This window comes from Paraburkholderia sp. A3BS-1L (genome assembly GCF_051125215.1).
GTDB lineage: Bacteria > Pseudomonadota > Gammaproteobacteria > Burkholderiales > Burkholderiaceae > Paraburkholderia.
This window is the reverse complement of sequence record NZ_CP120442.1, coordinates 347,787-374,327: the sequence shown is the minus strand read 5'-3', so window position 1 is coordinate 374,327 and position 26,541 is coordinate 347,787. Positions and strand designations below refer to the sequence as shown.

General features: G+C 64.8%; 26 protein-coding genes. 10 read left to right on the top strand and 16 right to left on the bottom strand.

Annotated features, from left to right (window positions below; all coding sequences use genetic code 11):
• Positions 1-43 precede the first annotated feature (43 nt).
• Positions 44-1,123 carry a histidinol-phosphate transaminase gene (hisC, locus tag P5W99_RS01705; protein WP_421022917.1) on the top strand — a complete coding sequence of 360 codons (1,080 nt, stop codon included), beginning with the start codon at positions 44-46 and terminating at the stop codon, positions 1,121-1,123.
• An 85-nt stretch (positions 1,124-1,208) separates the two neighbouring features.
• Here the strand turns inward: hisC and P5W99_RS01700 are convergent, their stop codons facing one another.
• The 4 genes from P5W99_RS01700 to P5W99_RS01685 form a co-directional block, all read right to left on the bottom strand.
• Complete coding sequence (locus P5W99_RS01700; protein ID WP_421022916.1) at positions 1,209-1,466, bottom strand: YfhL family 4Fe-4S dicluster ferredoxin; 258 nt, start codon at positions 1,464-1,466, stop codon at positions 1,209-1,211.
• 169 nt (positions 1,467-1,635) lie between these two features.
• On the bottom strand, positions 1,636-2,130 hold the full coding sequence (coaD, locus tag P5W99_RS01695) for a pantetheine-phosphate adenylyltransferase (RefSeq protein ID WP_213297710.1): 495 nt from the start codon (positions 2,128-2,130) through the stop codon (positions 1,636-1,638).
• A gap of 111 nt (positions 2,131-2,241) precedes the next feature.
• Positions 2,242-2,892, bottom strand: coding sequence for a 16S rRNA (guanine(966)-N(2))-methyltransferase RsmD (gene rsmD, locus P5W99_RS01690; RefSeq protein ID WP_421022915.1), 651 nt, complete (start codon positions 2,890-2,892; stop codon positions 2,242-2,244).
• A gap of 224 nt (positions 2,893-3,116) precedes the next feature.
• Positions 3,117-3,299, bottom strand: coding sequence for a hypothetical protein (locus P5W99_RS01685; RefSeq protein WP_421042616.1), 183 nt, complete (start codon positions 3,297-3,299; stop codon positions 3,117-3,119).
• Between P5W99_RS01685 and ftsY the strand changes: the two genes are divergently transcribed.
• Complete coding sequence (gene ftsY, locus P5W99_RS01680; RefSeq protein WP_421042617.1) at positions 3,298-4,290, top strand: signal recognition particle-docking protein FtsY; 993 nt, start codon at positions 3,298-3,300, stop codon at positions 4,288-4,290. The two genes, P5W99_RS01685 and ftsY, sit on opposite strands and share 2 nt — an antisense overlap.
• Positions 4,291-4,403: 113 nt before the next feature.
• Here ftsY and maiA read toward each other — a convergent pair whose 3' ends face one another.
• Together maiA and P5W99_RS01670 are read right to left on the bottom strand one after the other, a co-directional pair.
• Positions 4,404-5,051 (bottom strand): maleylacetoacetate isomerase, encoded by a 648-nt coding sequence (gene maiA, locus P5W99_RS01675; protein WP_421022913.1) that lies wholly within the window; start codon positions 5,049-5,051, stop codon positions 4,404-4,406.
• Between the two features lie 111 nt (positions 5,052-5,162).
• Complete coding sequence (locus P5W99_RS01670) at positions 5,163-5,861, bottom strand: fumarylacetoacetate hydrolase family protein (protein WP_421022912.1); 699 nt, start codon at positions 5,859-5,861, stop codon at positions 5,163-5,165.
• Positions 5,862-6,131: 270 nt separating this feature from the next.
• Here P5W99_RS01670 and ybiB point away from each other — a divergent pair, with 270 nt between their 5' ends.
• The 3 genes from ybiB (at position 6,132) to leuA (ending at position 9,299) form a co-directional block, all read left to right on the top strand.
• Entirely contained in the window at positions 6,132-7,097 is a 966-nt protein-coding gene (gene ybiB / locus P5W99_RS01665; RefSeq protein ID WP_421022911.1) for a DNA-binding protein YbiB, read from the top strand.
• Positions 7,098-7,447: 350 nt separating this feature from the next.
• Complete coding sequence (locus tag P5W99_RS01660) at positions 7,448-7,663, top strand: hypothetical protein (protein ID WP_035523794.1); 216 nt, start codon at positions 7,448-7,450, stop codon at positions 7,661-7,663.
• Positions 7,653-9,299, top strand: a complete 1,647-nt coding sequence (gene leuA, locus P5W99_RS01655) for a 2-isopropylmalate synthase (protein ID WP_434661593.1) — start codon at positions 7,653-7,655, stop codon at positions 9,297-9,299. Before P5W99_RS01660 ends, leuA begins: the two co-directional genes overlap by 11 nt.
• A gap of 170 nt (positions 9,300-9,469) precedes the next feature.
• On the opposite strand, the gene P5W99_RS01650 is transcribed toward leuA, so the two are convergent.
• On the bottom strand, positions 9,470-9,853 hold the full coding sequence (locus tag P5W99_RS01650) for a nuclear transport factor 2 family protein (RefSeq protein ID WP_129561084.1): 384 nt from the start codon (positions 9,851-9,853) through the stop codon (positions 9,470-9,472).
• A 583-nt stretch (positions 9,854-10,436) separates the two neighbouring features.
• Between P5W99_RS01650 and rpoH the strand changes: the two genes are divergently transcribed.
• The 5 genes from rpoH to cydX all read left to right on the top strand — a co-directional run bounded on the left by rpoH (position 10,437) and on the right by cydX (position 14,789).
• Positions 10,437-11,378: an RNA polymerase sigma factor RpoH gene (gene rpoH / locus P5W99_RS01645; protein WP_421022909.1), complete on the top strand. Its 942-nt coding sequence runs from the start codon at positions 10,437-10,439 to the stop codon at positions 11,376-11,378.
• A 194-nt stretch (positions 11,379-11,572) separates the two neighbouring features.
• Positions 11,573-11,860, top strand: a complete 288-nt coding sequence (cydP, locus tag P5W99_RS01640) for a cytochrome oxidase putative small subunit CydP (RefSeq protein WP_421022908.1) — start codon at positions 11,573-11,575, stop codon at positions 11,858-11,860.
• Positions 11,850-13,430, top strand: a complete 1,581-nt coding sequence (locus P5W99_RS01635; protein WP_421042620.1) for a cytochrome ubiquinol oxidase subunit I — start codon at positions 11,850-11,852, stop codon at positions 13,428-13,430. Before cydP ends, P5W99_RS01635 begins: the two co-directional genes overlap by 11 nt.
• A gap of 46 nt (positions 13,431-13,476) precedes the next feature.
• Positions 13,477-14,613: a cytochrome d ubiquinol oxidase subunit II gene (gene cydB / locus P5W99_RS01630; protein WP_421022906.1), complete on the top strand. Its 1,137-nt coding sequence runs from the start codon at positions 13,477-13,479 to the stop codon at positions 14,611-14,613.
• Positions 14,614-14,672: 59 nt separating this feature from the next.
• The gene (gene cydX / locus P5W99_RS01625) at positions 14,673-14,789 is read left to right on the top strand and encodes a cytochrome bd-I oxidase subunit CydX (RefSeq protein WP_421022905.1); all 117 of its coding nucleotides are present in this window, start codon (positions 14,673-14,675) and stop codon (positions 14,787-14,789) included.
• Positions 14,790-14,861: 72 nt separating this feature from the next.
• Here the strand turns inward: cydX and nagE are convergent, their stop codons facing one another.
• From nagE to P5W99_RS01580, 9 genes are all read right to left on the bottom strand, one after another.
• Positions 14,862-16,625 (bottom strand): N-acetylglucosamine-specific PTS transporter subunit IIBC, encoded by a 1,764-nt coding sequence (gene nagE / locus P5W99_RS01620; protein WP_421022904.1) that lies wholly within the window; start codon positions 16,623-16,625, stop codon positions 14,862-14,864.
• Between the two features lie 174 nt (positions 16,626-16,799).
• Positions 16,800-19,451 (bottom strand): phosphoenolpyruvate--protein phosphotransferase, encoded by a 2,652-nt coding sequence (gene ptsP / locus P5W99_RS01615; RefSeq protein ID WP_421022903.1) that lies wholly within the window; start codon positions 19,449-19,451, stop codon positions 16,800-16,802.
• A gap of 12 nt (positions 19,452-19,463) precedes the next feature.
• The gene (locus P5W99_RS01610) at positions 19,464-20,471 is read right to left on the bottom strand and encodes an SIS domain-containing protein (protein WP_421079556.1); all 1,008 of its coding nucleotides are present in this window, start codon (positions 20,469-20,471) and stop codon (positions 19,464-19,466) included.
• A complete protein-coding gene (gene nagA, locus P5W99_RS01605; protein WP_421022902.1) occupies positions 20,464-21,567 on the bottom strand; it encodes an N-acetylglucosamine-6-phosphate deacetylase in 1,104 nt (367 codons plus the stop codon). The genes P5W99_RS01610 and nagA overlap by 8 nt, the downstream gene beginning before the upstream one ends.
• Before the next feature lie 118 nt (positions 21,568-21,685).
• Positions 21,686-22,420: a GntR family transcriptional regulator gene (locus P5W99_RS01600; protein WP_421022901.1), complete on the bottom strand. Its 735-nt coding sequence runs from the start codon at positions 22,418-22,420 to the stop codon at positions 21,686-21,688.
• Between the two features lie 434 nt (positions 22,421-22,854).
• The gene (locus P5W99_RS01595) at positions 22,855-23,670 is read right to left on the bottom strand and encodes a MetQ/NlpA family ABC transporter substrate-binding protein (RefSeq protein ID WP_421022900.1); all 816 of its coding nucleotides are present in this window, start codon (positions 23,668-23,670) and stop codon (positions 22,855-22,857) included.
• A gap of 200 nt (positions 23,671-23,870) precedes the next feature.
• Entirely contained in the window at positions 23,871-24,509 is a 639-nt protein-coding gene (locus P5W99_RS01590; RefSeq protein WP_421022899.1) for an SCO family protein, read from the bottom strand.
• A gap of 4 nt (positions 24,510-24,513) precedes the next feature.
• Positions 24,514-25,419, bottom strand: coding sequence for a heme o synthase (gene cyoE / locus P5W99_RS01585; RefSeq protein WP_421022898.1), 906 nt, complete (start codon positions 25,417-25,419; stop codon positions 24,514-24,516).
• Between the two features lie 9 nt (positions 25,420-25,428).
• Positions 25,429-26,538: a COX15/CtaA family protein gene (locus P5W99_RS01580; RefSeq protein WP_421022897.1), complete on the bottom strand. Its 1,110-nt coding sequence runs from the start codon at positions 26,536-26,538 to the stop codon at positions 25,429-25,431.
• Positions 26,539-26,541 lie beyond the last annotated feature (3 nt).

Genomic DNA, 26,541 nt, shown 5'->3' with positions numbered 1-26,541 from the left:
TCCATCCTCTGCAAGCCACCTCGAAGTATCGAAGGAGAGCAACTTGAGTCGTTACTGGAGTGACATCGTCCACCGCCTCGTGCCCTACGTGCCGGGCGAACAGCCCGCGCTCGCGAAGCCGGTGAAGCTCAATACCAACGAGAATCCGTACCCGCCCTCGCCGCGCGTGCTCGAAGCGATTCGCGCCGAACTCGGCGAAACGGCCGAGTCGCTGCGCCGCTATCCGGACCCGGTCGCCAAGCGCCTGCGCGCCGCTGTGGCCGCGCATCACGGCATTCGCGCGGATCAGGTGTTCGTGGGCAACGGCTCCGACGAGGTGCTCGCACATGCGTTCCAGGCGCTGCTCAAGCACGACAAGCCGATTCTCTTTCCCGACATCACGTACAGCTTCTACCCGACCTATGCGCGCCTTTACGGGGTCGAGTACCGCACGGTGCCGCTCGATGCGCAGTTCGCGATTCGCGTGGACGACTATCTGCCCGCGAATGGCGCAACGAATGGCGGCGTGATTTTCCCGAATCCGAACGCGCCCACGGGCCACGCGCTGCCACTCGCGGAAATCGAGCGGCTCGTAGCAGGCAACGCCGATTCCGTCGTGGTGCTGGACGAGGCCTATGTCGATTTCGGCACGCAATCGGCCATCGCGCTGATCGACCGCTACCCGAACCTGCTGGTCGTGCATACGACCTCGAAGTCGCGCTCGCTCGCGGGCATGCGCGTGGGTTTCGCGTTCGGCCATGCCGATCTGATCGACGCGCTCAATCGCGTGAAAGACAGCTTCAACTCCTATCCGCTCGATCGCCTCGCGCAAGCCGCGGCGACCGCGGCCTACGAGGACGCAGAATGGCTGGAAACCACCAGCAAGCGGGTCATGGAAAGCCGCGAGCGGCTGACCGCTGCGCTCGCAGCGCTCGGCTTCGAGGTCGTGCCCTCGGCGGCCAATTTCGTGTTCGCAAGGCATCCCGCGCACGATGCGGCGCAAATTTCCGCGAAGCTGCGCGAGAAGGGAATCTTCGTGCGCCACTTCAACGCGCCGCGGGTGAACCAGCACCTGCGTATCTCGATCGGAACCGGCGACGAGTGCAATGCATTGATCGACGCCCTAAAAATGATCGTCGGATAAAAAGTCCGCATGAAATAAAAAACGCGCCTCGATTGAGGCGCGTTTGTCATTTCTGCCTGGCTTTTATTCCAAAGCCGCCAGCATTTCAAGCATTCTTCGCCGCAGTGAGCGCACGGTACTTCTCCATCAATTGCTCGTGCGACTCCGCATGCTCCGGATTTTTCGGAATGCACTCGACGGGACAGACCTGGATGCACTGCGGCTCATCGAAATGGCCAACACATTCGGTGCACTTGTTCGGATCGATCACGTAGATTTCCGGGCCCATCGAAATTGCATCGTTCGGGCACTCGGGCTCGCAGACGTCGCAATTGATGCACTCGTCGGTAATCATCAGGGCCATACTACTCTCGCGTTTCCCTTCAAAAACAATTAATTATAGCGCTGCGGCCGCAACGATGCCGGGGCGTCGAAGCACGCAGCCGCGCGCCTGCGGCCACTTGAGAGAAGGAAGAAAGGCGGCGCCGCACAAATAATGGCTACGGCGGGCGCCGCTCGAACTCAGGCGTTGATCACGCCGGGCCGCCGAGCGCGGCCACCTTGTCCTGGAGTCGCTTTTCCACTGAGGGGAACACGAACTTGCTGACATCACCGCCCAATTGGGCGATTTCGCGCACGATCGTGCCCGAAATGAACTGATATTGATCCGATGGCGTCATGAACATCGTTTCAACATCGGGCAGCAGGTAGCGGTTCATGCCCGCCATCTGGAACTCGTATTCAAAGTCCGACACGGCGCGCAGGCCGCGCACGATCACGCGTGCGTTGTTGTTGCGCACGAAATCCTTGAGCAGGCCCTTGAAGCTCATGACCTGAACGTTCGGATAGTGGCCGAGCACCTCATGCGCAATGTCGAGCCGCTCTTCGAGCGAGAAGAACGGCTTCTTGTTGCGGCTGTCGGCGACACCGACCACCAGCGTGTCGAAAATGCTCGACGCGCGCCGCACGAGATCTTCGTGACCGCGCGTGAGCGGATCGAACGTACCGGGGTACACGGCGACTACCATGAGGCTTCTCCTCTCAACTGAAATGGGGCGCAATGCGCGGTTGATACGCCGCATGCGCAAGTGCCTGCGTGGCGCCAGAATCCGCCCGCCCGCTTCCTTATCGAACGCGCATTATTCCTCATTTTCGCGTTGCAGCAAATGATAGCGAACCACCCCTGCCTTGCCCTCGCGCACCACGCTCCAGCCCGCCAACGCGGGCTGCGCCGCGGGATCCACGGGCTCGCCAGACTCCACGTAGAGCCAGCCACCGAGCGCGACGAGGGGCGCCGCCAGTTCAAGCGAGCGCACGAGCAGCGCGGCATCGCCAAACGGCGGATCGAGGAACACTACGTCGAACGATCCCGGCGCGAGACTGGCGGCGAGCCGCAGCGCGTCGGCTTCGGCCACTTCGATCATGCGCGCCGCCAGATGCGCCTGGTTCGCGCGCAGTTGCGCGGCCGCGCGCGCATTGCGCTCGACCATCACCACACGCGCCGCGCCGCGCGACGCCGCTTCGAAGCCGAGCGCGCCGCTGCCCGCGAACAGGTCTAGGCAGCGCTGGCCATCGAGGCGCTGGCCGAGCCAGTTGAAGAGCGTTTCGCGCACGCGGTCGGGCGTGGGCCGCAGGCCCTCGAGATCGAGCACTGGGAGCGGCGTGCGTTTCCAGTCGCCGCCGATGATGCGGATCGTGTGCGTGCCGCCGGCGCGGCCGGCTTGCGCGCCGGGTTTTGCGCCACGAGCGGCGCGCGCACCTTGCGGGCGCGGGGAAGATGAACGGGCCATGCGTTTTTTTCTGAGTGAATCGGTGCCGATCTGCGCCGGCAGACGCCGCGCCGGCCAATGCGCGAACGTTACCACAGGGCCGGGCGCGCGCTGGATATCTACCGCACGTCTGCAGCAACGACGCGCCGGGAAGCGCCTGATAAAATGACGTGTTTTCCACGCGTTGCCCGCCACGTTGCCCACTTGTGCCACGTCGATGAGCGACGTCGATGACCGTTCCTCGGTCAGACCCGCAGCGCGTTTTCCTCACACCAGACCATGTTCAGTTTCTTCAAACGACTCCGGGGCTCAAAGGGCGCCGGAAACGAGGCGGCCGAAACCGACGCGGCGCCCGAAGCGCCAGCGACGCCCGACGCATCGGCGCCCGCCCTGCCCGATGACCACTCTTCAGCTGCACCGGTCTCCATGGCGCCCCCGGCCGAGGCGGTCGAAGCCCAGGGCACCTACGAAAACGAAGCCGTCGAAATCGTCCCGCCGCCCGCGCCCGACGCCAGCGCGAAAAAGTCATGGCTCTCGCGCCTGAAGTCCGGGCTTTCGAAGACCAGCTCGAACATTCAGAGCATCTTCGTCAACGCCAAGATCGACGATGACCTTTACGAAGAGCTCGAGACCGCACTGCTGATGTCCGACGCGGGCGTCGACGCGACCGAGTACCTGCTGGAAACGCTGCGCCAGAAAGTGCGCGCCGAGCGCCTGACCGACGCCCAGCAAGTGAAAAATGCGTTGCGCCAGTTGCTCGTTGACCTGCTCAAGCCACTCGAAAGATCGCTGATGCTGGGCCGCGCGCAGCCGCTCGTGATGATGATCGCGGGCGTGAACGGTGCGGGCAAGACCACGAGCATCGGCAAGCTCGCCAAACATATGCAGAGCTTCAACCAGAGCGTGCTGCTGGCTGCTGGCGACACGTTCCGCGCCGCCGCGCGCGAACAGCTCGCGATCTGGGGCGAGCGCAACAACGTGACGGTCGTGCAGCAGGAAAGCGGCGACCCCGCCGCCGTGATCTTCGACGCAGTGAGCGCGGCGCGCGCGCGCGGCATCAATGTGGTAATGGCTGATACGGCCGGCCGTCTGCCCACGCAGCTGCATCTCATGGACGAGCTCAAGAAGGTTAAGCGCGTGATCGGCAAGGCGCTCGACGGCGCGCCGCACGAAGTGCTGCTCGTGATCGACGCGAACACGGGCCAGAACGCGCTCACGCAGGTAAAAGTATTCGACGATGCGCTCGGCCTGACCGGCCTCATCGTCACCAAGCTCGACGGCACCGCGAAGGGCGGCATTCTTGCTGCCATCGCGCGTCAGCGTCCGATCCCGGTGTACTTCATCGGCGTGGGCGAGAAGGTCGAGGACCTTCAGCCGTTCGTGGCCGAAGAATTCGCGGATGCGCTGCTCGGGAACTGATCCCATCCCGCTGCAAGGAAGCATTGATGCACATGCAAAAGGCGTCGTTCTCGCGAACGACGCCTTTTTTCATGCGCTCATGCACAAGCGGGACAAGCGCGCCCGCGCCCGCGTCACTCGGCGTCCGGTTGCACGCCCGGCGCGGCGCGCACGAACGCATCGAGCTGCACCGCATGGTCGTGGATGCGCTGGATGGTCGGATAGCGCGCCGTGTCGATCTTGAAGCGATGCGCGTTGTAAATCTGCGGCACGAGGCACAGGTCGGCGAGAGTCGGCGTATCGCCGTAGCAGAGCTTGCCCGTGCGCGGATCGTTCGCAAGGCGCTGCTCCAGCGTGGCGAAGCCAGCTTCGATCCAGTGCCGATACCAGGCATCCTTGGCTGCATCATCCACGCCCAGCGTGTGCTTCAGGTATCTCAGCACGCGCAGATTGTCGAGCGGATGAATTTCGCACGCGATCTGCAGCGCAATCGAGCGCACGTGTGCGCGGTCGGCGGGCGATTTTGGCAACAACGGCGGCTCGGGATGCGTTTCCTCGAGATACTCGATGATCGCCAGCGATTGCTGAATCGTATGATTCTCGTCGTCGATGAGCGTCGGCACGATCGCATCGGGATTGACCTTGCGGTACGCGGGCTTCAGTTGCTCGCCGCCCTCGCGCACCAGATGCACCGGCACGTACTCGTACGGCAGGTTCTTCAGGTTCAGCGCGATGCGTACGCGATACGATGCCGAACTACGAAAATAGCTGTAAAGCTTCATGCTCCCCTCATGTCTTTTGTCGATCGGAGTGAGTGGTTTGGCACTTACTCTGCTCACATGCAAAGCTCGTGCTCCGGTCCCATGCAGAACTCGCCGGTCCTCTGTTTCGCTTCACACCACGCGCACGGAGAACTCGCCGAGGCCGTCCACGCCGCCCTTCATCACATCGCCCGGCTTCACCGCGCCAACGCCTTCCGGCGTGCCTGTATAGATCAGATCGCCCGCCTTCAGCTCGAAGAGCGTGGAGAGAAACGCGATGGTGTCGGCAACGGGCCAAATCATCTGCGAAATGTCGGAGCGCTGCTTCTCCTCGCCGTTCACCGACAGCCAGATCGCGCCATTAGCCATCCGGCCGACGTCCGCCACGCGATGAATCGGGCCGATGGGCGCGGAATGGTCGAAACCCTTCGCGATATCCCACGGGCGGCCGAGCTTCTTCGCTTCGGCCTGCAAGTCGCGGCGCGTCATGTCGAGGCCGAGCGCATAGCCGAATACGTGGTCGAGCGCGTGCTCGACCGGAATATTCTTGCCGCCCTTACCGAGCGCGGCGACCAGTTCCATCTCGAAGTGGACATTCTGCGACTGCGTGGGATACGGGAATTCGGCGGTCGTGCCGGGCGCGACGTAGAGCAGCGCATCGGCGGGCTTGGCGAAAAAGAACGGTGGCTCGCGGCTCGGATCGTGGCCCATCTCACGCGCGTGCGCCTCGTAATTGCGACCGACGCAGTAGATGCGGCGCACCGGAAAGTGCACATCGCTGCCTGCCACGGGCACGGCGGCTTGCGGTAGCGGGTCGAATACGTATGTCATCGGGTTCTCCATCTTGGGATGCGCCGCGCGCCGCTCAAAGCGCACGGCAAGCGAGCGAGCCGCACAGGCACATCGATAACGCCCGCGCGACGTAGAACGCGAGTGTAACGCGCTGCGGAGACGATGCGCCGCGGCGCTCGTGCGATACTTGCCGCATCTTCTTTTGCTCTGGACTACCTGGACCGATTCAGACCGAGCCGGTCCAACTTACAAATGCAAGCAGTCCGGACCTGCCCCAATCGCCCCAATCGCTCCATTCACCACGCCGCCATGAACGCCCCCGATTCCACCGACACCTTCTCCTGCGCCCGCTTCATCAAGGAGATCGGCCGCGGGCCGCACGGTGCGCGTTCGCTGTCGCCGGAAGACACGCAGGCGCTCTACACGGCGATGCTCGACGGCCGCGTGCCCGAGCTCGAACTGGGTGCGGTGCTGCTCGCCTACCGGCTCAAGGGCGAGACCGCCGACGAACTCGCCTCGATGCTCGCCGCCGCACACGCGTCGTTCACGCCCATCGCGGTAGCCGAGGGCGCGTATCGCCCGGTGTCGATTCCGAGCTACAACGGCGCGCGCAAGCAGCCGAACCTCGTGCCGCTGCTCGCGCTGCTGCTAGCGCGCGAAGGCGTGCCGACGCTTGTGCACGGCGTCGCCGAAGATCCGGGCCGCGTGACGAGCGCGGAAATCTTCGCCGCACTGAACCTGCCGGCCGCGCACGATCACGCCGAAATCGAGGCTCAGCTTGGCGAGCACCGCGTGGCATTCGCGTCGATCGAAACGCTCGCGCCGAGGCTCGCGCGTCTCCTGTCGCTGCGCCGGCGCATGGGCGTGCGCAATTCCACGCATACGCTCGTCAAGCTGCTGCAGCCGTTCGCGCGCCCCGGCCTGCGGCTCGTGAACTACACGCATCCCGCCTATCGCGAAAGCCTGAGCGCCCTGTTCGCGGCGCACGCCGATGCAGCCGTGGGCGGCGCGCTCCTCGCGCGCGGCACCGAAGGCGAAGCGGTCGCCGACACGCGCCGCCAGGTGCAGGTGGACTGGCTACACGACGGTGTCTGCGAGACCTTGATCGAGCCTGTGCGCTCGTCGCCGGATACGCCCGAGGTCGACTTGCCCGAAGGCCGTGACGCCCCCACGACGGCAACCTGGATCGAAGCGGTGCTGCGCGGCCATGCGCCGGTGCCCGACGCCATTGCCCGCCAGGTCGAAACCATCAAGCGCATCGCGAAGCGCGCTTAGGTGCGACGCTTAGGTACGACGCTTAGGTACGACGCTTAGGTACGACGTTTAGGTACGACGTTTAGGCCCACGCGGGTCAACGTAGCGCAGCGAATTCGCTGTTGACACATTCGCCGGTCCTGACTTACATTGGACGAATGCGTTCCTTTCCGAACACCCTCCGAATTACCTCCGGCCGCCTAGCGGCCCTATCGCTACGTCTAGCGTAAGCCAGGCGTAGCGCTGCACGACCACCTCTCCGGTCGGCAGTCCTCCCAAGCAGTTCTCGCAGTACCCCAAACCGCAGTTTCTCTACAACCTAGTCGTCTGCATTCGTCCGTTTACCGTTCGGACGAGTCGCGAGGGTCAAAATGCACGTTGCATGGGCTTCGTTCACGTCCTTTTTTGCCGCGCCGGTTACCGCCGTCACCGTGGCCTGCTTCTTCGCGTCCGTGGTTGCCGCCCGTTCGCCGGAAGTTGTGCGCTCCGTTGCGTACATCGTGCCTCGTCGTCAGCAAGCCAGCCGCTCGCTGCCGACCACCATCGCAAACGACACCATGAAGAACGAGGCATGTCATGTTGCGTAATCCCGCCGAGAAATACCGCCCTTTCCCCGCCATCCGTTTGAACGGCCGCCGATGGCCAACCCGCACCGTCGAGCACGCGCCCATCTGGATGAGCACCGACCTGCGCGATGGCAACCAGTCGCTGATCGAGCCGATGAGCATCGAGCAGAAGCTCGAGTTCTTCGAAATGCTGGTCGAGATCGGCTTCAAGGAGATCGAAGTCGGCTTTCCGTCGGCGTCGCAAACCGACTTCGATTTCGTGCGCAAGCTGATCGACGAAAAGCGCATTCCCGATGACGTGACGATCGAAGTGCTCGTGCAATCGCGCGAAGAACTCATCGCCCGCACGTTCGAGGCGCTCGAAGGCGCACCGCGCGCGATCGTGCACCTCTACAACGCGATCTGCCCGTCGTTCCGCAAGATCGTGTTCGGGCAATCGAAGGACGAGGTGAAAGCGCTTGCCGTGGAAGGCACGCGCCTGATCCGCGAATACGCCGACGCGCGCCCCGACACGCACTGGATCTACCAGTACTCGCCCGAGACCTTCAGCATGAGCGAGCTTTCGTTCGCGCGCGAAGTCTGCGACGCAGTCGCCCAGACCTGGCGCCCGACGCACGATCACAAGATGATCGTGAATCTGCCCGCGACGGTCGAAGCCGCGATGCCCAACGTCTACGCGGACCAGATCGAGTGGATGGACCGCAACCTCGCATACCGCGACAGCATCGTGCTCTCGGTGCATCCGCACAACGACCGCGGCACGGCCGTGGCCGCCGCCGAAATGGCGCTGCTCGCGGGCGCGGACCGCATCGAGGGGTGCCTGTTCGGCAACGGCGAGCGCACCGGCAATGTCGATCTCGTCACGCTCGCAATGAATCTCTATACGCAAGGCATCGACCCGGGCCTCGACTTCTCCGATATCGACGCCGTGCGCCGCGTGGTCGAGCGCTGCAACCAGTTGCCGGTGCATCCACGCCACCCGTATGCGGGCGACCTCGTGTTCACGGCGTTTTCGGGCTCGCATCAGGACGCGATCCGCAAGGGCTTTGCGCAGCAACAGCCCGACGCCGTCTGGGAAGTGCCCTATCTGCCGATCGATCCCGCCGATCTCGGCCGCAGCTACGACGCCGTGATCCGCGTGAACAGCCAGTCGGGCAAGGGCGGCGCCACCTGGCTGCTCGAGCGCGGCATGGGCTTCACGCCGCCGCGCCGCGTGCAGATCGAATTCAGCCACGCCGTGCAGACGGTCACCGACGGCTCGGGCGAGGAAATTTCGGGCGACGCAATTTGCGCGCTCTTCACGCGCGAATACCTCGAGACGCACGGTCCGGCCACGCACGCCGGCGCGGGGCGGGTGCGCTGGGAAGGCCGCGACGTCGCCATGCCGGCAGCGGCGCAGATCGATCAGGCCTACGCCCAGGCAATGGCCGGGGCGATTGCGGCAGCCTCGGGGGAAAGCGTCGAAATCACTTCATTCGAAACCATGCGCACGGCGCAGGGCGCCACGGCGGTATTCGTCGGTTGCCGCGTGGGCGGCCAGCCGCTGCGTCACGGCGTCGGCGTGGCCGACGACGCCGCCCATGCGGCTGTCGCCGCCGTGGTGAGCGCGGTCAACCGCGCCGCCTGGCCTCGGGTTGACCAGCGCGCGGCGGCCTGATTACACCGGCATGCATGCCGCTCCTCGCGCAGACGCGGCGGCATGGTGAAATCAGCGGTTCGGCAGAAAGCAGTACCCGGGCTTAGCGTTGAGCGCCGGCGGCAAAACGGGCCGTCGGCGTGCGCCCGATACGCTCAGCAAGCGATATCGGCGAGTGGACCTACCGGTCGTCACTCGACAGCGCAACGCGTCGCCTGCCACGCGAGCAGACGCCAGTGGCCATCCTCCTGGGTCTGAATCGCCGTGTAGGCAATGGGATAGAGCAACGCGCCGTTGTTCGCTTCCATTTCGATCAGCGCGCGGCCCGAGATCACGCAGGCCTCGCGCCCCACCGGCAGTACATCCTGCGACTGGATCTCGATCTGGCGATAGCGGCGGCGCCCCGCCGTGATCGCATCGATGAACTGCTGCTTGGTCTCGCGTTTGCCGTTCGTGTGGATGAAGGTGGCGTTGTCGGAGAGGAGTTGTTCCAGCGACGAGCCGTCGCCGTCCACCATTGCGCGAAACCGCTCGCGCTCCAACCCGCGAATCGCATCGATTATTTTTGCAGCCATTGCTCGAGCCCCTTGCGCAAGAGTCCGCATCGTCGCGTCGATCCGCGCCGAAGATTTCTCGCACGCGCCTCGATGAAATTTATACCAGGTTTTGACGCATGGAAACTTGCGATCAAAAGCATCGCCTCCATCCAGGATAAATCATCGCCAATGCGCAGCGCGACGTGCCTGACCGGCCATGAATGTCGCATCGCAGCACTTTTGGGCCGCCCCGTTGTCTATTGAACAGATCTTGGTGGCTAAATTAGGGTCATAGCAAAGGCATGACCCTAGGGTGTGAGCCGCCTGTGGAGCGCATCGCGATTCCCGGCTTTTTCCTCGACTTCATCCGCGACGGATGGCAACGCGTTCTAGAGTATTTCTTCGACCTTCAGTGTCTTCCAGGACTGCACGGCGCGGCAAACCCCGTCCAGCTTGCCTCTCGCGGATTCGACGAAATCTATCGAAACAAATATTTCGATAGGGTGAACGGAACCTTGAAGTCCCTACAGACTCGAAGTATTAGCACTCGTTAATTGAGAGTGCTAACATCCACCGTGGAGTCGATGTCTGACTTTCGCAAGATCCCTTAGGAGTTCGCTACGTGAGCAACGCAATGACCATGACCCTTCCGAGTGTGCTTAGCCCGTCGTCGGCCAAGGCCGGGGGTTCGGGTGTACTGGCGCTCGCGAACGCTTCCATGCTGCCCGGCCAGCTCGGCAACATCGACGCCTACATTCAGGCCGTGAACCGGATCCCGATGTTGACGCCGCAAGAGGAGCGCCAATTCGCGACCGAGTTTCGCGAGCAAAACAATCTCGAAGGCGCGCGCCGTCTTGTGCTGTCGCACCTGCGCCTCGTGGTGTCCATCGCGCGCAATTACCTGGGCTACGGCCTGCCGCATGCCGACTTGATCCAGGAAGGCAATATCGGCCTGATGAAGGCTGTGAAGCGCTTTGACCCCGAGCAGAACGTACGTCTCGTGTCCTACGCCATGCACTGGATCAAGGCGGAGATTCACGAGTACATCCTGCGCAACTGGCGCATGGTGAAGGTCGCCACGACCAAGGCGCAGCGCAAGCTGTTCTTCAACCTGCGCAGTCACAAGCAGGGCCTGCAGTCGTTCACGCCCGAGGAAATCGACGGCCTCGCGCAGGAACTGAACGTGAAGCGCGAAGAAGTCGTGGAGATGGAAACGCGCCTTTCAGGTTCGGACATCGCGCTCGAAAGCCAGACCGAAGACGGCGAAGAGTCGTTCGCCCCGATCGCCTGGCTCGCCGACTCGCATAGCGAGCCCACCGCCGTGATCGCCTCGCGCCAACGCGACCGCCTGCAATCGGACGGCATTGCAAGCGCTTTGGAAGCTCTCGATGCGCGCAGCCGCCGCATCATCGAGGCGCGCTGGCTGAACGTCGACGACGACGGCTCGGGCGGCTCGACGCTGCACGAACTGGCCGACGAATTCGGCGTCTCGGCCGAGCGCATCCGCCAGATCGAAGCCAGCGCCATGAAGAAGATGCGCACTGCGCTGGCCGAGTACGCCTAAGCTTCAGCTGAGACACTGAGTCGCACGAAGCCGCGAGAAGGCCGCGCCACGAGGCTCGGCACGCAAAGCCCCACTCTTACCGAGAGTGGGGCTTTTTCTTTTGGCCTACAGTAATTCGTACATCTTCATGCCGTAATTTCCCATTTCTTCGTAAGATGATTTCATGTGTGATTCGGCCCTAATCTGACATCGTCATGATTCCAACCTCCGGTTCGCCTGCGCGTGCGCGACCGTTGCTGCGCGTGCGCTTGCTTCAGTGGGCTCGCGGCCCGACCTTCAGCCGCGACATCGTTCTCGTCCTCGCCTTCAAGCTTGTGCTGCTGATGGCGCTCAAATACGCATTTTTTAGCCATCCGCAGGCCGAGAACATGAGCATGCCGCCGGCAGCGGTCGCCCAAGCCCTCCTCTCCGTGCCCATGCAGCCCGGTGCCAGTCCGCCCGGGGCACCTCCATCTCAAAGGGATCTGCGCCATGCCAATTAGCGAAACCGTTGATCTATCGCGGCTGCAGTTCGCGGTCACCGCGCTCTACCACTTCCTGTTCGTGCCGCTCACGCTGGGCCTGTCATGGCTCCTCGTCATCATGGAATCGGTCTATGTGATGACCGGCAAAGCCATCTACAAGGACATGACGCAGTTCTGGGGCAAGCTCTTCGCGATCAATTTCGTGATGGGTGTCACCACGGGACTCACGATGGAATTCCAGTTCGGCACCAACTGGTCGTACTACTCGCACTACGTGGGCGATATCTTCGGCGTGCCGCTCGCCGTGGAAGGATTGGCCGCGTTCTTCCTCGAGTCGACCTTCGTGGGCCTGTTCTTCTTCGGCTGGAACCGCATGTCGAAGGGCGGGCATTTGCTCACCACCTTCTTCGTCGCGCTCGGCTCGAACCTTTCCGCACTGTGGATTCTCATCGCCAATGGCTGGATGCAGAACCCCGTGGGGGCTGCGTTCAACTATGAAACCATGCGCATGGAGCTCACGAGCCTCTTCCAGGTGATCTTCAACCCGGTCGCCCAGGTGAAGTTCGTGCATACGGTGTCTGCCGGCTATGTGACGGCGTCGATGTTCGTGCTCGGCATTTCGTCGTGGTATCTGCTGCGCCGCCGCGACGTGGATTTCGCGCTGCGCTCGTTCGCGATTGCCGCGGGCTTCGGCCTTGCGTCGACGCTTTGCGTAATCGTGCTCGGCGACGAATCGGGCTATCGCACAGGCGAGGTCCAGCAGGTCAAGCTGGCCGCCATCGAAGCCGAATGGGACACCGCGCCCGCTCCGGCGCCGTTCACGCTGTTCGGCATCCCTAACCAGAACGAAGAGCGCACCGACTACGCCATCCGCATCCCGTACCTGATGGGCATCATCGCCACGCGCTCGATCGACGAGCCGGTGATCGGCCTGAAGGATCTGATGGGGCGCGCGGAAGTGCGTATCCAGAACGGCATGCTCGCCTACGCCGCGCTGCAAAAGATGAAGGAAGGCAGCGCCGACACGGCCACGCGAGACGTATTCGAAGCGCACAAGGCCGACCTCGGCTACGGCCTGCTCCTGAAGCAATTCGCACCGAATGTGGTCGACGCCACGCCCGCGCAGATCAAAGCCGCCGCAAAGCGTTCGATTCCGCCCGTCGCTCCGGTGTTCTGGTCGTTCCGCGTGATGGTGGCGCTCGGCATGCTGTTCCTCGCGACCTTCGTGCTCGCGTTCTGGTTCTGCGCGCAGCGCACGCTGCTCAAGGAAAATCGCCGCTGGTTCCTGCGCTGGGTGGTGTGGGCGATTCCCCTGCCGTGGCTCGCGGCGGAGTTCGGCTGGGTCGTAGCCGAGCTTGGCCGCCAGCCGTGGACCATCGCCGAAGTGCTGCCCACCCACCTTTCGGTGTCGAGCCTCGCTCCCGGCGACGTATGGCTGAGCCTCGCAGGCTTCGTGGTGTTCTACACGGCGCTCTTCATCATCGAAATCACGCTGATGTTCAAGTACGCGCGCCTCGGCCCGTCGGCGCTTAATACCGGACGCTACTTCCACGAGCAAGGCGCGGCGGCCAGCAACCGCGTCTCGTGATGGCAGTGTCGTCAGGAACACCAGCGAAACACACAGGAACCACACCATGGACTACGCAACGCTCAAAGTGATCTGGTGGGTGCTGATCGGCGTGCTCTTGATCGGCTTCTCGCTCACCGACGGCTTCGACATGGGCGCCGCCGTGCTGCTGCCCTTCATCGGCAAAACCGATGCGGAGCGCCGCATCGTCATCAACACGGTGGGGGCGACCTGGGAGGGCAATCAGGTCTGGCTCATCACTGCAGGCGGCGCGATGTTCGCCGCCTGGCCGCTCGTCTACGCGGCATCGTTCTCGGGCTTCTACTTCGCGATGCTGCTCGTGCTCTTCGCGCTGTTCTTCCGACCCGTGGGATTCGACTATCGCGGCAAGCGCGAGAATCCGAAATGGCGCAACGCGTGGGACTGGGCGCTGTTCGTCGGCGGCTTCGTGCCGGCGCTCGTGTTCGGCGTGGCGTTCGGCAATCTGCTCGAAGGCGTGCCGTTCAGCTATGACTCCGACCTGCGCGTGACCTATCACGGCAGCTTCTTCGCCCTGCTCAATCCGTTCGCGCTGTTGTGCGGGCTCGTGAGCCTCACCATGCTCACGGCGCACGGCGCTGCGTTCGTGAAATTGAAAAGCGAGGGCGTGGTGGCCGCGCGCGCTTCAAAGGCGCTGCGCATTGCCTCGGCGCTCGCGGTCGTGTTTTTCGTGGTGGCGGGCGCGCTCGTGGCGACGGTGATCGGCGGCTACGCGATCACGACGCCCGCACCGTACGACAGCGTCGCCAATCCGCTCCTGAAAAGCGTCGAACCCGGCACGGGCCTGTGGCTCAGCAACTACGGACTCTATCCGTGGATGGCGATCGCGCCGGCGCTTGGCATTCTCGGCGGCGTGATCGCATGCGTGCTGGCAGGCTCGCGGCTCGAAAAGACGGCCTTCGCCGGCACCTCGCTGTTGATCGTCGGCGTGATTCTCACGGCGGGCTTCTCGATGTTTCCGTTCATCATGCCTTCGTCGCTGGACCCGCGTTCGAGCCTCACGGTGTGGGATTCCACCTCCAGCAAGACCACGCTCGAAATCATGCTGGTGGCCGTGATCATCTTCCTGCCGATCGTGCTCGCCTACACCACCTGGGCGTACCGCATCATGCGCGGCAAGGTGACCGTCGAGGCCGTCGAGGACAAGCGCAATTCGTTGTATTGAACAAGCCGCCGCGCGGCCCGGCGGCGGGCCGCAACGCAATCTACGCAGGAGTGGCAACGATGTGGTACTTCACCTGGATATTGGGGATCGGCGTGGCGCTCGGCTTCGGGATCATCAACGTGATGTGGCTCGATCAGCAGCACGTGGTGGACGGTGCCGACGATAGTGCGGAGTGAGGCTCGGACCCGTGTTCGAGAAATGAATAGACCGGCGCGAGCGCCGGTTTATTCATTGCAACAAGAAGCAGTTCAGGCTGCCTGCAAGGCGAGTTCACGCGCATAACGCTGCGCCGCGCTGCCCACGACGATGTGCAGCGTATCCGCCGACACCCAGGCCACATCGAGCGCGCCAAGCTGGGCACGATCGACCGCAGCCGGATCGCGCACGATCACGCGCAAGCGCGTGACCGCGACCGCATCGAGCGACACGATGTTCGCCACGCCGCCCAGCACGGCCAGCCAACGCGACGGATTCGGGTCGAGCGGACCGGTTTCATCGTTCGTGACACCAGAGGACTGTGCCGCAGCCTGCGGAACCGCCTGCGCCACCGGCGCCGCCTTCACCGCAGCCGCAGCCGGGCGGCCGCTCGCGATCTCGCGACGGATCTCGTCGGCAATCATGTCGGCCTCCGGCCCGATGATGACCTGCACGCTTTCACCGCCGCGCTTGAGCACGCCGCGCGCGCCGATTGCCTTGAGCGCCGGCTCGGACACGTGTGCCGGATCGGCCACGGTGAGACGCAGGCGCGTCGTGCACGCATCGACTACCTTCAGATTGGCCGCACCGCCGAGCGCATCGATATAGCGCGCCGCGCGCGAGAGCGATGTGGCCGCTGCCACGCCGGCAGCCGGCGCTTCCACGCCCGACATCGACGATGCGATGGCCGTGTCGCCGGCCGAGGCTTCGCGGCCCGGCGTCGGCAGATTGAAGCGGCGGATGAAGAAGCGGAACAGCACGTAATACACCACCGCATAGGCGATGCCGAGCGGAATCGCTTCCCAGCCGTGCGTCGAAAGACCGTAGTTCAGCACGTAGTCGATCGCACCCGCCGAGAACGTGAAGCCGAGTTTGATGTTCAGCAGCGAGCAGATCGCCAGCGACAGCCCCGTGAGCACCGCGTGGATGCCGTAGAGCACCGGCGCGAGGAACATGAAGGTGAACTCGATCGGCTCGGTCACGCCGGTGAGGAACGAGGTGAGCGCCATCGAGAGCAGCAGGCCGCCCACCATCGCGCGGCGCTCCTTGGGCGCCTCGTGCAGCATTGCGAGACACGCGGCCGGCAGGCCGAACATCATCACCGGGAAGAAGCCGGCCATGAAGCCGCCCGCGGTGGGGTCGCCCGCGAAGAAGCGGTGCAGGTCACCGGTCACGGCCGCGCCGCCGGCGGCGGGCGTGAACGAGCCGAACACGAACCACACGAGCGAGTTCAGGATGTGATGCAGGCCGGTCACGAGCAGCAGGCGGTTCAGCAAGCCATAGACGAAGGTGCCGATCGCGCCCGCCGTGGTGAGCCAGTGGCCCGCCGTGTCGATCGCGCTCTGCACCGGCCCCCACGCATAGCCGAACACGATGCCGAGCACGAGACACACGAGCCCCGTCACGATCGGCACGAAGCGCTTGCCGCCGAAGAAGGCAAGGAACTCGGGCAGCTTGATGTCCTTGAAGCGGTTGTACAACATGCCCGCCACGACGCCGGCCACCACGCCCGAGAGCACGCCCATGTTGAGCTTGTCGTTGATGTCCTTCATCACGGCGGTCTCGACCAGGTAGCCGAGCGCGCCCGCCAGCGCCGCCACGCCGTTATTGTCCTTCGCGAAGCCCACCGCGATGCCGATGGCGAACAGCAGCGGCAGATTGTCGAAGATCGCGCCGCCTGCGTCGGCGATGATCTTGATGTTGAGCATGTCGGCCTGCCCGAAGCGCAGCAGAATGCCGGCCACCGGCAGCACTGCGATCGGGAGCATCAGCGCGCGGCCGAGGCTCTGAATCTTGAGAAACGGATTGCCATCCATTGAACTGCCTCCAGTCCCTGTCTCTTGCGTGAAGAAAACGAGGTGAGATAAACCGGCGCGCGATCGCTGCTCCCGCCGGCGGGTTTTTATTCAGGAAATCGAACGGTTTAAAGTGTCCGATACCGGGTAGATACCGGGTAAATGGAGTGGCTGATTGCTGAGCCACTCGGGAAATCAGTCGAGCGGCCAGCTTTCGCGGCTTGCCCCGCGCACTGCCTGCGCCGACTCCAGCGCGAGCACTTCGAACGCCCGTTCGCGGCACTGGCTGTAGTCGAGCTTGCGCACGCGAGCCTTGATCGACGGCACGGACACCGGATCGACCGACAGCTCGGTCACGCCAAGACCGACGAGCAGCGGCACCGCAAGCGGGTCGCCCGCCAGCGCGCCGCATACGCCGACCCATTTGCCATGCTTGCTCGCGCCCTCCACCGCCACGGAGACGAGGCGCAGCACGGCCGGATGCAGGCCGTCGGCCTGCGCCGCCAGATCGGGCTGGCAGCGGTCCATGGCGAGCGTGTACTGCGTGAGGTCGTTGGTGCCGATCGAGAGGAAATCGGCGTGACGCGCGAGCTGGTCGGCCAGCAGCGCGGCCGAGGGCACCTCGATCATCACGCCCACTTCGATGCGGCCAGTGCGGCCCGCTTCGCGAGCGAACGTGTCGATGCGCTCGCGCAGGCGCACGAGCTCGCCCATGTCGGTGACCATCGGCAGCAGGATGCGCACGGCGCCCAAGGGTTCGACCGCGAGCAGGCCGCGCAACTGGTCGTCGAGCAGGTCGGGGCGCACCTGCGCGAGGCGGATGCCGCGCAGGCCCAGCGCGGGGTTCGGCTCCGGCGGCAGGGTCAGATAGTCGACTTCCTTGTCCGCGCCCACGTCGAGCGTGCGGATGATGGCCGTGCGTCCATCCAGCGCGTCGGCGATCGCCTGGTAGCCCTCGCGATGCTCGTCCACCGTGGGCGCGGCCTGGCGATGGATGAACATGAGTTCGGTGCGCAGCAGACCCACGGAGTCCGCGCCGTTGTCCACGGCGGTGCGTGCGTCATCGAGCGTCGCGATGTTCGCGGCGACTTCGACCGCATGGCCGTCGCGCGTGGCCGCGGCCTCATGCGAGGTGCGCCGGTTCGCTTCACGCACGCCCGCGAGGCGCTGCTTCTCGGCACGGGCGCGTTCGACGTCCTGCGTGCTCGGTGCGAAGGCCAGGCTGCCGGCGCCCGCGTCCACCACGACCGTCGTGCCTTCTTCGATCTTGTGCAGCGCGTCGCCGAGCGCGACGAGCGCCGGGATGCCGGCCTGGCGCGCGATGATCGCTGCATGCGAGGTCGCACCGCCGCGCGCCATCACGAGCGCGGTGACGCGCTTGCGGTCGAGCGAGGCGAGATCGGAAGGCGTGAACTCGTCGGCCGCGAGCACGGCTTCTTCAGGCAGCTCGCGTTGTGCCCCACCCTGCGCGTTGCCTGCGCCACTCGCGTTTGCGAGCGCCCGCAGCACGCGCTTTTCGAGATCGCGTAGATCGGCGGCACGTTCCGCGAGCAGCGGGTCGTCCACCTTGCCGAGCACCGCGATCTGCGCGCGGATCGCTTCGCGCCACGCGAAGCCAGCGCTCTTGCCGAGGCTGATGAGGTCGCGCGCGGCGTCGATGAGCGTCGGATCTTCGAGCAGCACGCGGTGCATCTGGAAGATGCCCGCTTCGCTGATCGCGCCGCGCTGCGAGGCTCCGCGCACGGAAGTGTCCAGCTCGGCGTCGACGGACGCAACGGCCTTGTCGAGCAGTCGGCTTTCAGCGGCCGACGGGCCGCTTGCGAGCTCGGCGGGAACGAGTTCGGCGTCGTCCCAGCGCACCAGCTTGCCGACGGCCACGCCCGGCGCCGCGCACACGCCAGCCAGCGTGCCCGGGGCGCCGCGCGCGGCCTGCCGTGCGGCGCCGGCCGCACCCGCGGCACTGGCGGCGCTCGCCACGGCGGCGGCCGGCGCCGGCGACAATTGCCGCGCGGGCGCTTCGCCGCCTTCGCCCGGCGCTTCGCGCAGGAGTTCGCTGGCGACGGCATCAACGGCCTTCTGCGCCTCGCGGCCCATGCCGACCAGTTCGATGGTCGAGCCCTCGCCCGCGCCCAGCCCGAGCAGGCCCACCACGCTTTCGATGGCCGCCTTGCGCTCGCCGTAGCGCACTTCCACGCGCGCCTCGATCCCGCGCACCGCTTCACGCGCACGCGCCGCGGGCCGCGCATGGAGGCCGCCTGCATGCGTAAGCGTCACGCTGCGGCGCACTTCATTCGTCACGACCTCCGCAACACTGGCCGCGGCCACCGCGCCGTCGCGCGCGCGCAGCACGAGCAGCGGCGTCTTGCCGGCCTCGACATGCCCGGCAACGCCCGCGCGCTCGATCACTTCGAACGCATCGGAGTTCGCCACGGCTATGACGGAGACGAGGCTAGGCGCGTTGCACGCCACGACGTCGAGATCGAATTCGATCAGCAGATCGCCGCGACGCACCAGGGCGCCCTGCTCGACCTTCGGCGTAAAGCCCTTGCCGTTCAGCTCGACCGTGTCGATGCCGATATGCACGAGCACCTGCGCACCCTCGGCGGTCTGCAGCGTGACGGCATGGCCGGTGCGCGCAAGGTGCATGATCGTGCCGTCGCACGGCGAGACGAGCCGGCCGGCAAGCGGATCGATGCCGATGCCGTCGCCGAACAGGCCTTCCGAGAAAACCGGATCGGGCACCGAGGCGAGCGGCACGACTGGGCCGCTCAACGGCGCGATCAGTTCGATACGGCCCGCGGCGGAATTTTCCGGCTTCATCAGGCGAGACTCCTGGGTGCGTTCCATCAGCATTCCAATCTAGTGGGTTTCGGTGACTTTGTTCAGGTAGCGCGGTTCGTCCGGGTTGCGGCCGCGCGCGGCGGCGAGGCTCGCCGCCATTACGTAGAACGAAAGAATGGCGGCGATCGGATCGAGCGCCGGGTCAGCCGTCGTGACGAGCGGCAGCGTGGCGTCCTGCACTTCGGCGGGCGCCGCGAGCAGCACGCGCGCGCCGCGCTGTTGCATGTCGCGCGCGAACTGCACGAGCCCCGCCTGCTCCGGTCCACACGGTGCGAACACCAGCAGCGGATAGTCGTGGTCGATGAGCTCCATGGGGCCGTGGCGCACCTCGGCGCTCGAGAACGCTTCGGCCTGGATGCTCGAGGTCTCCTTGAGCTTGAGCGCCGCTTCCTGTGCAATAGCAAGTCCCGGGCCGCGGCCGATCACAATCATCTGCGAGACGTCCCGCAGTTCGTCCACGGCCTTCGACCAGTCGAGCGCGCCCGCGCGATCGAGCGCCTCGGGCAGCGCGCGCACGGCGTCGAGCAGCGCGGCGTCGCGCTGCCAGAACGCCACGAGTTGCGCCGACATCGCGAGCATCGCGATATAGCTCTTGGTCGCGGCGACGCTCAGCTCCGGGCCCGCGAGCAAGGGCAGTTCCGCGCCCGCGGCATCCGCGAGCGGCGAGCCGGCCACGTTGACCATCGCCGCCGTGAGCGCGCCCGCGTCGTGGAGCGCGCGCATCGTCGCGACCAGATCAGGACTCCTTCCTGATTGGGAGAAAGCTAAGGCAAACTGGCCCTTTACGCGTAATGGCGCTTGTTGCAGTGTGGCGATCGACATGGGAATCGAGGCCACCGGCACACCGATGCGGCTCATGGTAAGCGCAGCGAAATAGCTCGCTGCGTGGTCCGAGCTGCCGCGCGCAACCGTGAGCGCAACCTGGCGCGGCTCGGCATCGAGCGCGCGGGCGAGCGCCTCGACGCGCGAGGTGTCCGCGAGCTGCGCGGCGACTACGCCAGCCGAGGCCAGCGCTTCTTTAAGCATATTCGACAATCGATTCTCCTTCGACGTAGGTCGCGGTAAGCGTCAGTTCACGGTCGAATACATTGACATCGGCCCATGCGCCGCGCGCGAGGCGGCCACGGTCTTCGATGCCGAGATAGTCGGCCGCATAGCGCGACAGGCGCGCGGAAACATCTGCAATCGGCAGGCCAATCGATACGAGATTGCGCAAGGCCTGGTCCATGGTGAGGGTGCTGCCGGCTAGCGTGCCATCGGCAAGACGCACGCCGCCGAGGCACTTGGTCACGTGCTGGCTGCCAAGGCGGTATTCGCCATCGGGCATGCCGGTTGCCGAGGTGCTGTCGGTCACCACGTAAAGGCGCGGAATTGCGCGCAGCGCCGCGCGGATCGCGCCCGGGTGCACGTGCAGCAGGTCGGGGATGATCTCCGCGTACTCCGCGTGCGCGAGCGCCGCGCCGACGAGACCCGGATTGCGGTGATGCAGCGGCGACATCGCATTGAAGAGATGCGTGAAGCCGCGCGCGCCGTGCTTGAGCGCGGCCACGGCGTCGTCGTAGGTCGCGAGCGAGTGGCCGAGCTGCACGCGCACGCCGCGCGCGGCCATCTCGCCGATGATCTCGATATGGCCCGCGATTTCCGGCGCCACGGTCACCACGCGGATCGGCGCGATCGACAGATACTTGAGCACTTCGTCGAGCACGGCGGACACTGCCGCGTCGGGCTGTGCGCCCAGCTTGCCCGGATTGATGTAGGGCCCTTCCAGATGCACGCCCAGCACGCGCGCGCCGCCCGGCGTGCGCTGCCGCGCCACGTCGCCAAGGCTCGACACCACGCTCATCAACTCGTCGCGCGGCGCGGTCATGGTGGTGGCGAGCAGGCTCGTCGTGCCGTAGCGCGCGTGCGTGCGCGCGATGGTTTCGATGGCGTCGCCCGCTTCCATGACGTCGGCGCCGCCGCCGCCATGCACGTGCAGGTCGATGAAGCCTGGCAGGAGGTAAGGCGCGTCGTTCTTCGCCGGATCGGCGGCCTCGCCCTCGATCGACGTGATGCGTCCGTTTTCGAACGTGAGCGTGCCGTTGATCCAACCTTCAGGGGTAAGAATGTTTCCGCTCAGCATGAGATTTTTCCGATTTTGCGCACGACAAATTGGGGTGCGCGATGAGCCGTGACGATGACGTGCATGAGAGATTCGTGGCGCGGCGTTGCGTTCCCGTGAGTTGCCGTCGCTACTGCATTCATTGCCTTAGCTCCGCGACGAAGTCGTAAAAACCGTCCCGGCAATAAGTGTCGGTGAGCTCGATGGCATGCTGATCGCGCGAAAAGCCCACGCGCGTGATCACGAGCAGCGCCGCACGCGGCTCTACATCCATCAGCCTGGCGATTTCGCCCGTCGCGTTGACCGCGCGAAAGTGCTGGAGCGCGCGCACGACTGGCACGCCGCGCCCTTCGAGATACGCATAGAGCGAGCCGTCGATTGCGCCTGCGTCCGGCACGATGGACGCTGGCAGCGCCGAATGCTCGACGGCCATCACGATGCCATCCGCGCGGCGCAAGCGGCGCAGGCTTGCAACGGAGGCGCCGGGCGAAAGCCCGAGCTGCACGATCTCCTCGCGGTGAGCAGCACGCACCTCGCGCTCCAGCCAGACCGAATCAGGCGTGAAGCCGCGCTGCTCCATCTTCTTCGTGAAACCAGTCAGGCGCGAAAGCGGATCTTCCACGCGCGGCGTAATGAAGCTGCCCGCGCCGCGTGCGCGCCGGATCAGCCCCTGCTCGACCAGCAGCTCGATGGCCTTGCGCGCCGTGATGCGCGAAACGCCAATGGCATCCGAGAGCGTGCGCTCCGACGGCAGCGCCTCGCCCGCCGACCACACGCCGCAATGAATGGCCGTCGCAAGATTGCGCGCCAGTTGCAGATAAAGCGGCGTGATGTTGCGCGCATCAGGCATCAGGGCAGACCAACGGGTTTCCATGGAGCTCCGGCCAGCGGTTGGACAGATCGTGGGGCATCCGGGCAGGCCATCTGGCACTTTCGCCATTGTCTTCATGGCATCGACCCGGTGCAAATTTGAGCCCATTATATAACCACAATAATACCAGTCAACAGGTGCGGCGGCCGTACGTATGTTGAATAAAATTACATAATAATCAAATAGTTATCGTTGATTTATGATGAGAAAGGCGTCGGCGCGGGGATCGGGATTTTCCCTGGAAAGATATCTGTGGGCTCTCTTTAAGAGGCCGGAGGGCTATTTCGCTACCAGACGGTTAGCGGGTGCCAAGACTGTTGGGGTAAGCGCCCCGCCGAAAATGCGGACGCAAAAAAAGCCGCTTCCAGGAAGCGGCTTTTTCGTTTGCTAGATCACCAGCGCGGCGGCTTAAACGCAGCGTGAGGGTTCCGCGTCGCTCAGAACGACGGGATCATCGAACCCTTGAACTCGCTCTTGATGAACTGGCGCACGTCTTCCGACTGATACGCTGCGACCAGCTTCTTCACCCACGGCTTGTCCTTGTCCTGGGCGCGCACGGCGATCAGGTTCGCGTACGGGCTGTGTGTGTCTTCCAGCGCGATGGCGTCCTTGGTCGGCTGGAGGCCGGCGGCCAGCGCGTAGTTCGTGTTGATGACGGCGGCGTCCACGTCGCCGAGCGCGCGCGGCAGCTGCGCGGCGTCCAGCTCGACGAGCTTCACCTTCTTCGGGTTCTCGGCAACGTCGAGCGGCGTCGCGTTGTTGCCGTTCGTGCCCGCGCCAGCGCGCAGCTTGATCACGCCCTTGTTCTGCAGGAGCAGCAGCGCGCGGTTCTCGTTCGACGGATCGTTCGGCACCGCGACCTTCGCACCTTGCGGCAGTTCGTTCAGAGACTTGAGCTTCCTCGAGTACACGCCGATCGGCGAAATGTACGTGAGGCCCACGTTCACGAGCTTATAACCGCGCTGCTTGACCTGGCCGTCGAGGTACGGTCCGGTCTGGAAGCTGTTGGCGTCGAGGTCGCCCGAGTCGAGCGCCGCGTTCGGCTGCACGTAGTCGTTGAATTCGATGACCTTCACGTTCAGGCCTTCGCGCCTGGCGACCTTCTGGACCACGGCCCAGACCTGCGCGTCCGGACCGGAGACGGTCCCGACCTTGATAACCTTGTCGTCGGCGTGGGCGCCGAAGCTGGCCGTGAGCGTGGTGGCGGCGGCGAAGCCGGCGAGGAGAGCTTTAATCAGATTTCTGCGCTGCATGGCGATGATGTTCCCGCTGGTTGCGTGTTTGTTTCTTCCTGTCCCAGCTGCGGAGGCATTGTGTGCCATCGGCCGGGTGGACGTGAATGGTCTCATATGGCCCCGGCCGCGCGAAATAAAGAATTCGCATACGAATATTCCACGGCGCCGGACGACGCCGGCGCATTGGGCGAACCGAGGGTATCGGAGGCCGGACGGCCTCAGTCGTTGGCGTCTAGCAGGATCTTCAGATCGTGCAGCCAGGGCGTGACGCCCTGGCCATCGCGCGCGAACAGCCGCAGCTTGCCGGTGGTGTCGAACACGTAGCTCGCGGCGGTGTGATCCATCGTGTAGCCGTCGGGCGTATTGCCGGGCACCTTCGCGTAGTAGACGCGGAAGTCCTTGGTGATCTGCTTGAGCTGCTCTTCGTTGGCCGGGCGCAGCGCGATGAAGGTGGGATTGAACGCGCTTACGTACTGGCCCAGGATCGCGGCGCGGTCACGTTCGGGATCGACGCTCACGAACAGCACCTGCACGCGCTTCGCGGCATCGGGCCCGAGTTGCTGGAGGGCCTGGGACAGCTCGGCCATGGTGGTCGGGCATACGTCCGGGCAATGCGTGTAGCCGAAGAACAGCACGACCACCTTGCCCTTGAAGTCCGCGAGCGAGCGCATCTTGCCGCTCGAGTCTGGCAGCGAGAAGTCCTTGCCGAACTGCGTGTTGCCGGTGATGTCGAGGTTCGAGAACGATGGCGGCTGCTGGCCGCAGCCTTCGAGCAGCAACGTGCCGCCGAGCGCGCCTGCCGCAGCGAGTGCAACAAGCGTGACACGCGCGGCACGCGCGAACGTTGAATGGATCATGTCGTTACATCCCGATGAAGGCGCGCACGTAGTGGTCGACGAGCAGCGCGGCGAACAGCACCGAGAGGTAAACGATCGAATAGCGGAAAGTCTTGCGGGCGAGTGCGTCCGAATACTCGACGTAGATTTTCCACGCGTAGGCGAGGAACACTGCACCGAGCAAAACCGCCGCAGCCAGGTACAGCACGCCGCTCATGCCCGAGATATAGGGCATCAACGTGACCGCGAACAGGATCAAGGTGTAGAGCAGGATATGCAGGCGCGTGTACTTCTCGCCGTGCGTGTTGGGCAGCATCGGCAGGCCGGCGTTTTCGTAGTCCTTGCGGCGGTAGAGCGCGAGTGCCCAGAAGTGCGGCGGCGTCCACACGAAGATGATGAGCACGAGAATCCAGGCGTCGGCGGGCACGTGGCCCGTGACAGCTGCCCAGCCGAGCGCCGGAGGCATCGCGCCCGAGGCGCCGCCGATCACGATGTTCTGCGGCGTGGCGGGCTTGAGCAGCAGCGTGTAGATGATCGCGTAGCCGATGAAGGTCGCGACCGTGAGCCACATGGTGAGCGGATTGGCGAACGTGTACAGCACCCACATGCCAAGGCCGCCGATCGCCGCTGAGAACATCAGGATCTGCGCACTGGTGATCTCGCCTCGCGCCGAAGGACGCCAGGAGGTGCGCCGCATGCGGGCGTCGACCTTCTGCTCGACCAGACAGTTGATCGCGAAGGCCGCGCCCGCCGTCAGCCAGATCCCGACGGTGCCCCCGACCAGCTGTTTCCAGGGCACCATGCCCGGAACGGCGAGGAACATGCCAATGATCGCGCAGAACACGGCCAATTGAGTGACGCGGGGCTTCGTGAGCGCAAGATACTGCGAAATCCGGCTACCGGGCGTCTGAGAGAAGGTTGTACTTTCCATAGGGCGGGGTCACACCGCAGCGGTGTCGCGCGCAGGGAGAACGGCGCGGCCGGGGCGGCTACAAGCAATTCGAAAGTTTAGCACGACGACCAGAAGCAGCAGGATCGCCGCGCCACCGTTGTGCGCCACTGCCACGGGCAGCGGCCACTGCAGCACGATGTTGGATAGCCCGGTCAGAAACTGGATCGCGATCACGATCACGATCCAGTTAGTGGGGCGTCGCAGCGAAGCGTAACGCCGCAACTTGAGGGCGAACCATACCAGATAAGCGACCACGATGAACGCGAAGGTGCGATGCGTCCAATGGATCGCCACGAGCGCGTCCTGAGTGATCACGTCGCCGTTGCCGTCCATGCCGAGCGCACGCCAGAGATGGAAGCCATGATGGAAGTCCATCGGCGGGATCCATGCGCCGTTACAGGTCGGAAAGTCCGTGCACGCGAGCACCGCGTAGTTCGTGCTCACCCAGCCGCCCAGCGCGATTTGCACGACGAGCAGTACGAGCGCCACCAGCGCGGCCACGCGCCAGCGCGCAGCGTCGGGCTCGTACGCGGGCAGCGGCGTCATGCGCGCGGCGAGCCACGCGAGCGCGCCGAGCAGCATGAGACCGAGCAAGAGGTGCGTAGTGACGATGATGGGTTGCAGTTTCATCGTCACGGTCCAGGCGCCGAACGCACCTTGCACGACGATCAGGCCGAGCAGCGCCGTGGGCCACCACGGCGACACATGCAGCGGCAGGCGTTTGATGCGCGCGCGCCAGGCGATCGCCGTCTGGGCGATGATGAGGACGCCGATGGCCATCGCGAAGTAGCGGTGGATCATCTCGATCCACGCCTTGGTCATGCTCACGGGGCCACTGGGCATGGCGAGGTGCGCGGCGGCGATCTGCGCATGCGCGATGAACGGCGACGAGGTGCCATAGCAGCCGGGCCAGTCAGGACAGCCGAGACCCGAATCGGTGAGGCGCGTGAAGCCACCGAACATCACGAGGTCGAGCGTCATGAAGGTCGTGAGCCACACGAGCTTGCGGAACTTGTCGTCGTCGGCCTTCACCCAGACCCACGACAGCGGCAGCAACGCGATGCACAGACCAATCAGGCCCAGCTCAAGGATAAACATCTT

Coding starts and splice junctions, on each gene's coding strand:
- P5W99_RS01700 (WP_421022916.1), bottom strand. CDS start 1,466: ATGGCCCTGATGATTACCGACGAGTGCATCAATTGCGACGTCTGCGAG.
- P5W99_RS01670 (WP_421022912.1), bottom strand. CDS start 5,861: ATGACATACGTATTCGACCCGCTACCGCAAGCCGCCGTGCCCGTGGCA.
- ftsY (WP_421042617.1), top strand. CDS start 3,298: ATGGCGCCCCCGGCCGAGGCGGTCGAAGCCCAGGGCACCTACGAAAAC.
- nagA (WP_421022902.1), bottom strand. CDS start 21,567: ATGCTGAGCGGAAACATTCTTACCCCTGAAGGTTGGATCAACGGCACG.
- P5W99_RS01600 (WP_421022901.1), bottom strand. CDS start 22,420: ATGGAAACCCGTTGGTCTGCCCTGATGCCTGATGCGCGCAACATCACG.
- P5W99_RS01580 (WP_421022897.1), bottom strand. CDS start 26,538: ATGTTTATCCTTGAGCTGGGCCTGATTGGTCTGTGCATCGCGTTGCTG.
- coaD (WP_213297710.1), bottom strand. CDS start 2,130: ATGGTAGTCGCCGTGTACCCCGGTACGTTCGATCCGCTCACGCGCGGT.
- P5W99_RS01590 (WP_421022899.1), bottom strand. CDS start 24,509: ATGATCCATTCAACGTTCGCGCGTGCCGCGCGTGTCACGCTTGTTGCA.
- cyoE (WP_421022898.1), bottom strand. CDS start 25,419: ATGGAAAGTACAACCTTCTCTCAGACGCCCGGTAGCCGGATTTCGCAG.
- cydX (WP_421022905.1), top strand. CDS start 14,673: ATGTGGTACTTCACCTGGATATTGGGGATCGGCGTGGCGCTCGGCTTC.
- rsmD (WP_421022915.1), bottom strand. CDS start 2,892: ATGGCCCGTTCATCTTCCCCGCGCCCGCAAGGTGCGCGCGCCGCTCGT.
- P5W99_RS01660 (WP_035523794.1), top strand. CDS start 7,448: ATGCACGTTGCATGGGCTTCGTTCACGTCCTTTTTTGCCGCGCCGGTT.
- P5W99_RS01635 (WP_421042620.1), top strand. CDS start 11,850: ATGCCAATTAGCGAAACCGTTGATCTATCGCGGCTGCAGTTCGCGGTC.
- cydB (WP_421022906.1), top strand. CDS start 13,477: ATGGACTACGCAACGCTCAAAGTGATCTGGTGGGTGCTGATCGGCGTG.
- P5W99_RS01685 (WP_421042616.1), bottom strand. CDS start 3,299: ATGGAGACCGGTGCAGCTGAAGAGTGGTCATCGGGCAGGGCGGGCGCC.
- P5W99_RS01595 (WP_421022900.1), bottom strand. CDS start 23,670: ATGCAGCGCAGAAATCTGATTAAAGCTCTCCTCGCCGGCTTCGCCGCC.
- P5W99_RS01610 (WP_421079556.1), bottom strand. CDS start 20,471: ATGCTTAAAGAAGCGCTGGCCTCGGCTGGCGTAGTCGCCGCGCAGCTC.
- nagE (WP_421022904.1), bottom strand. CDS start 16,625: ATGGATGGCAATCCGTTTCTCAAGATTCAGAGCCTCGGCCGCGCGCTG.
- maiA (WP_421022913.1), bottom strand. CDS start 5,051: ATGAAGCTTTACAGCTATTTTCGTAGTTCGGCATCGTATCGCGTACGC.
- leuA (WP_434661593.1), top strand. CDS start 7,653: ATGTTGCGTAATCCCGCCGAGAAATACCGCCCTTTCCCCGCCATCCGT.
- ptsP (WP_421022903.1), bottom strand. CDS start 19,451: ATGGAACGCACCCAGGAGTCTCGCCTGATGAAGCCGGAAAATTCCGCC.
- P5W99_RS01650 (WP_129561084.1), bottom strand. CDS start 9,853: ATGGCTGCAAAAATAATCGATGCGATTCGCGGGTTGGAGCGCGAGCGG.
- ybiB (WP_421022911.1), top strand. CDS start 6,132: ATGAACGCCCCCGATTCCACCGACACCTTCTCCTGCGCCCGCTTCATC.
- cydP (WP_421022908.1), top strand. CDS start 11,573: ATGATTCCAACCTCCGGTTCGCCTGCGCGTGCGCGACCGTTGCTGCGC.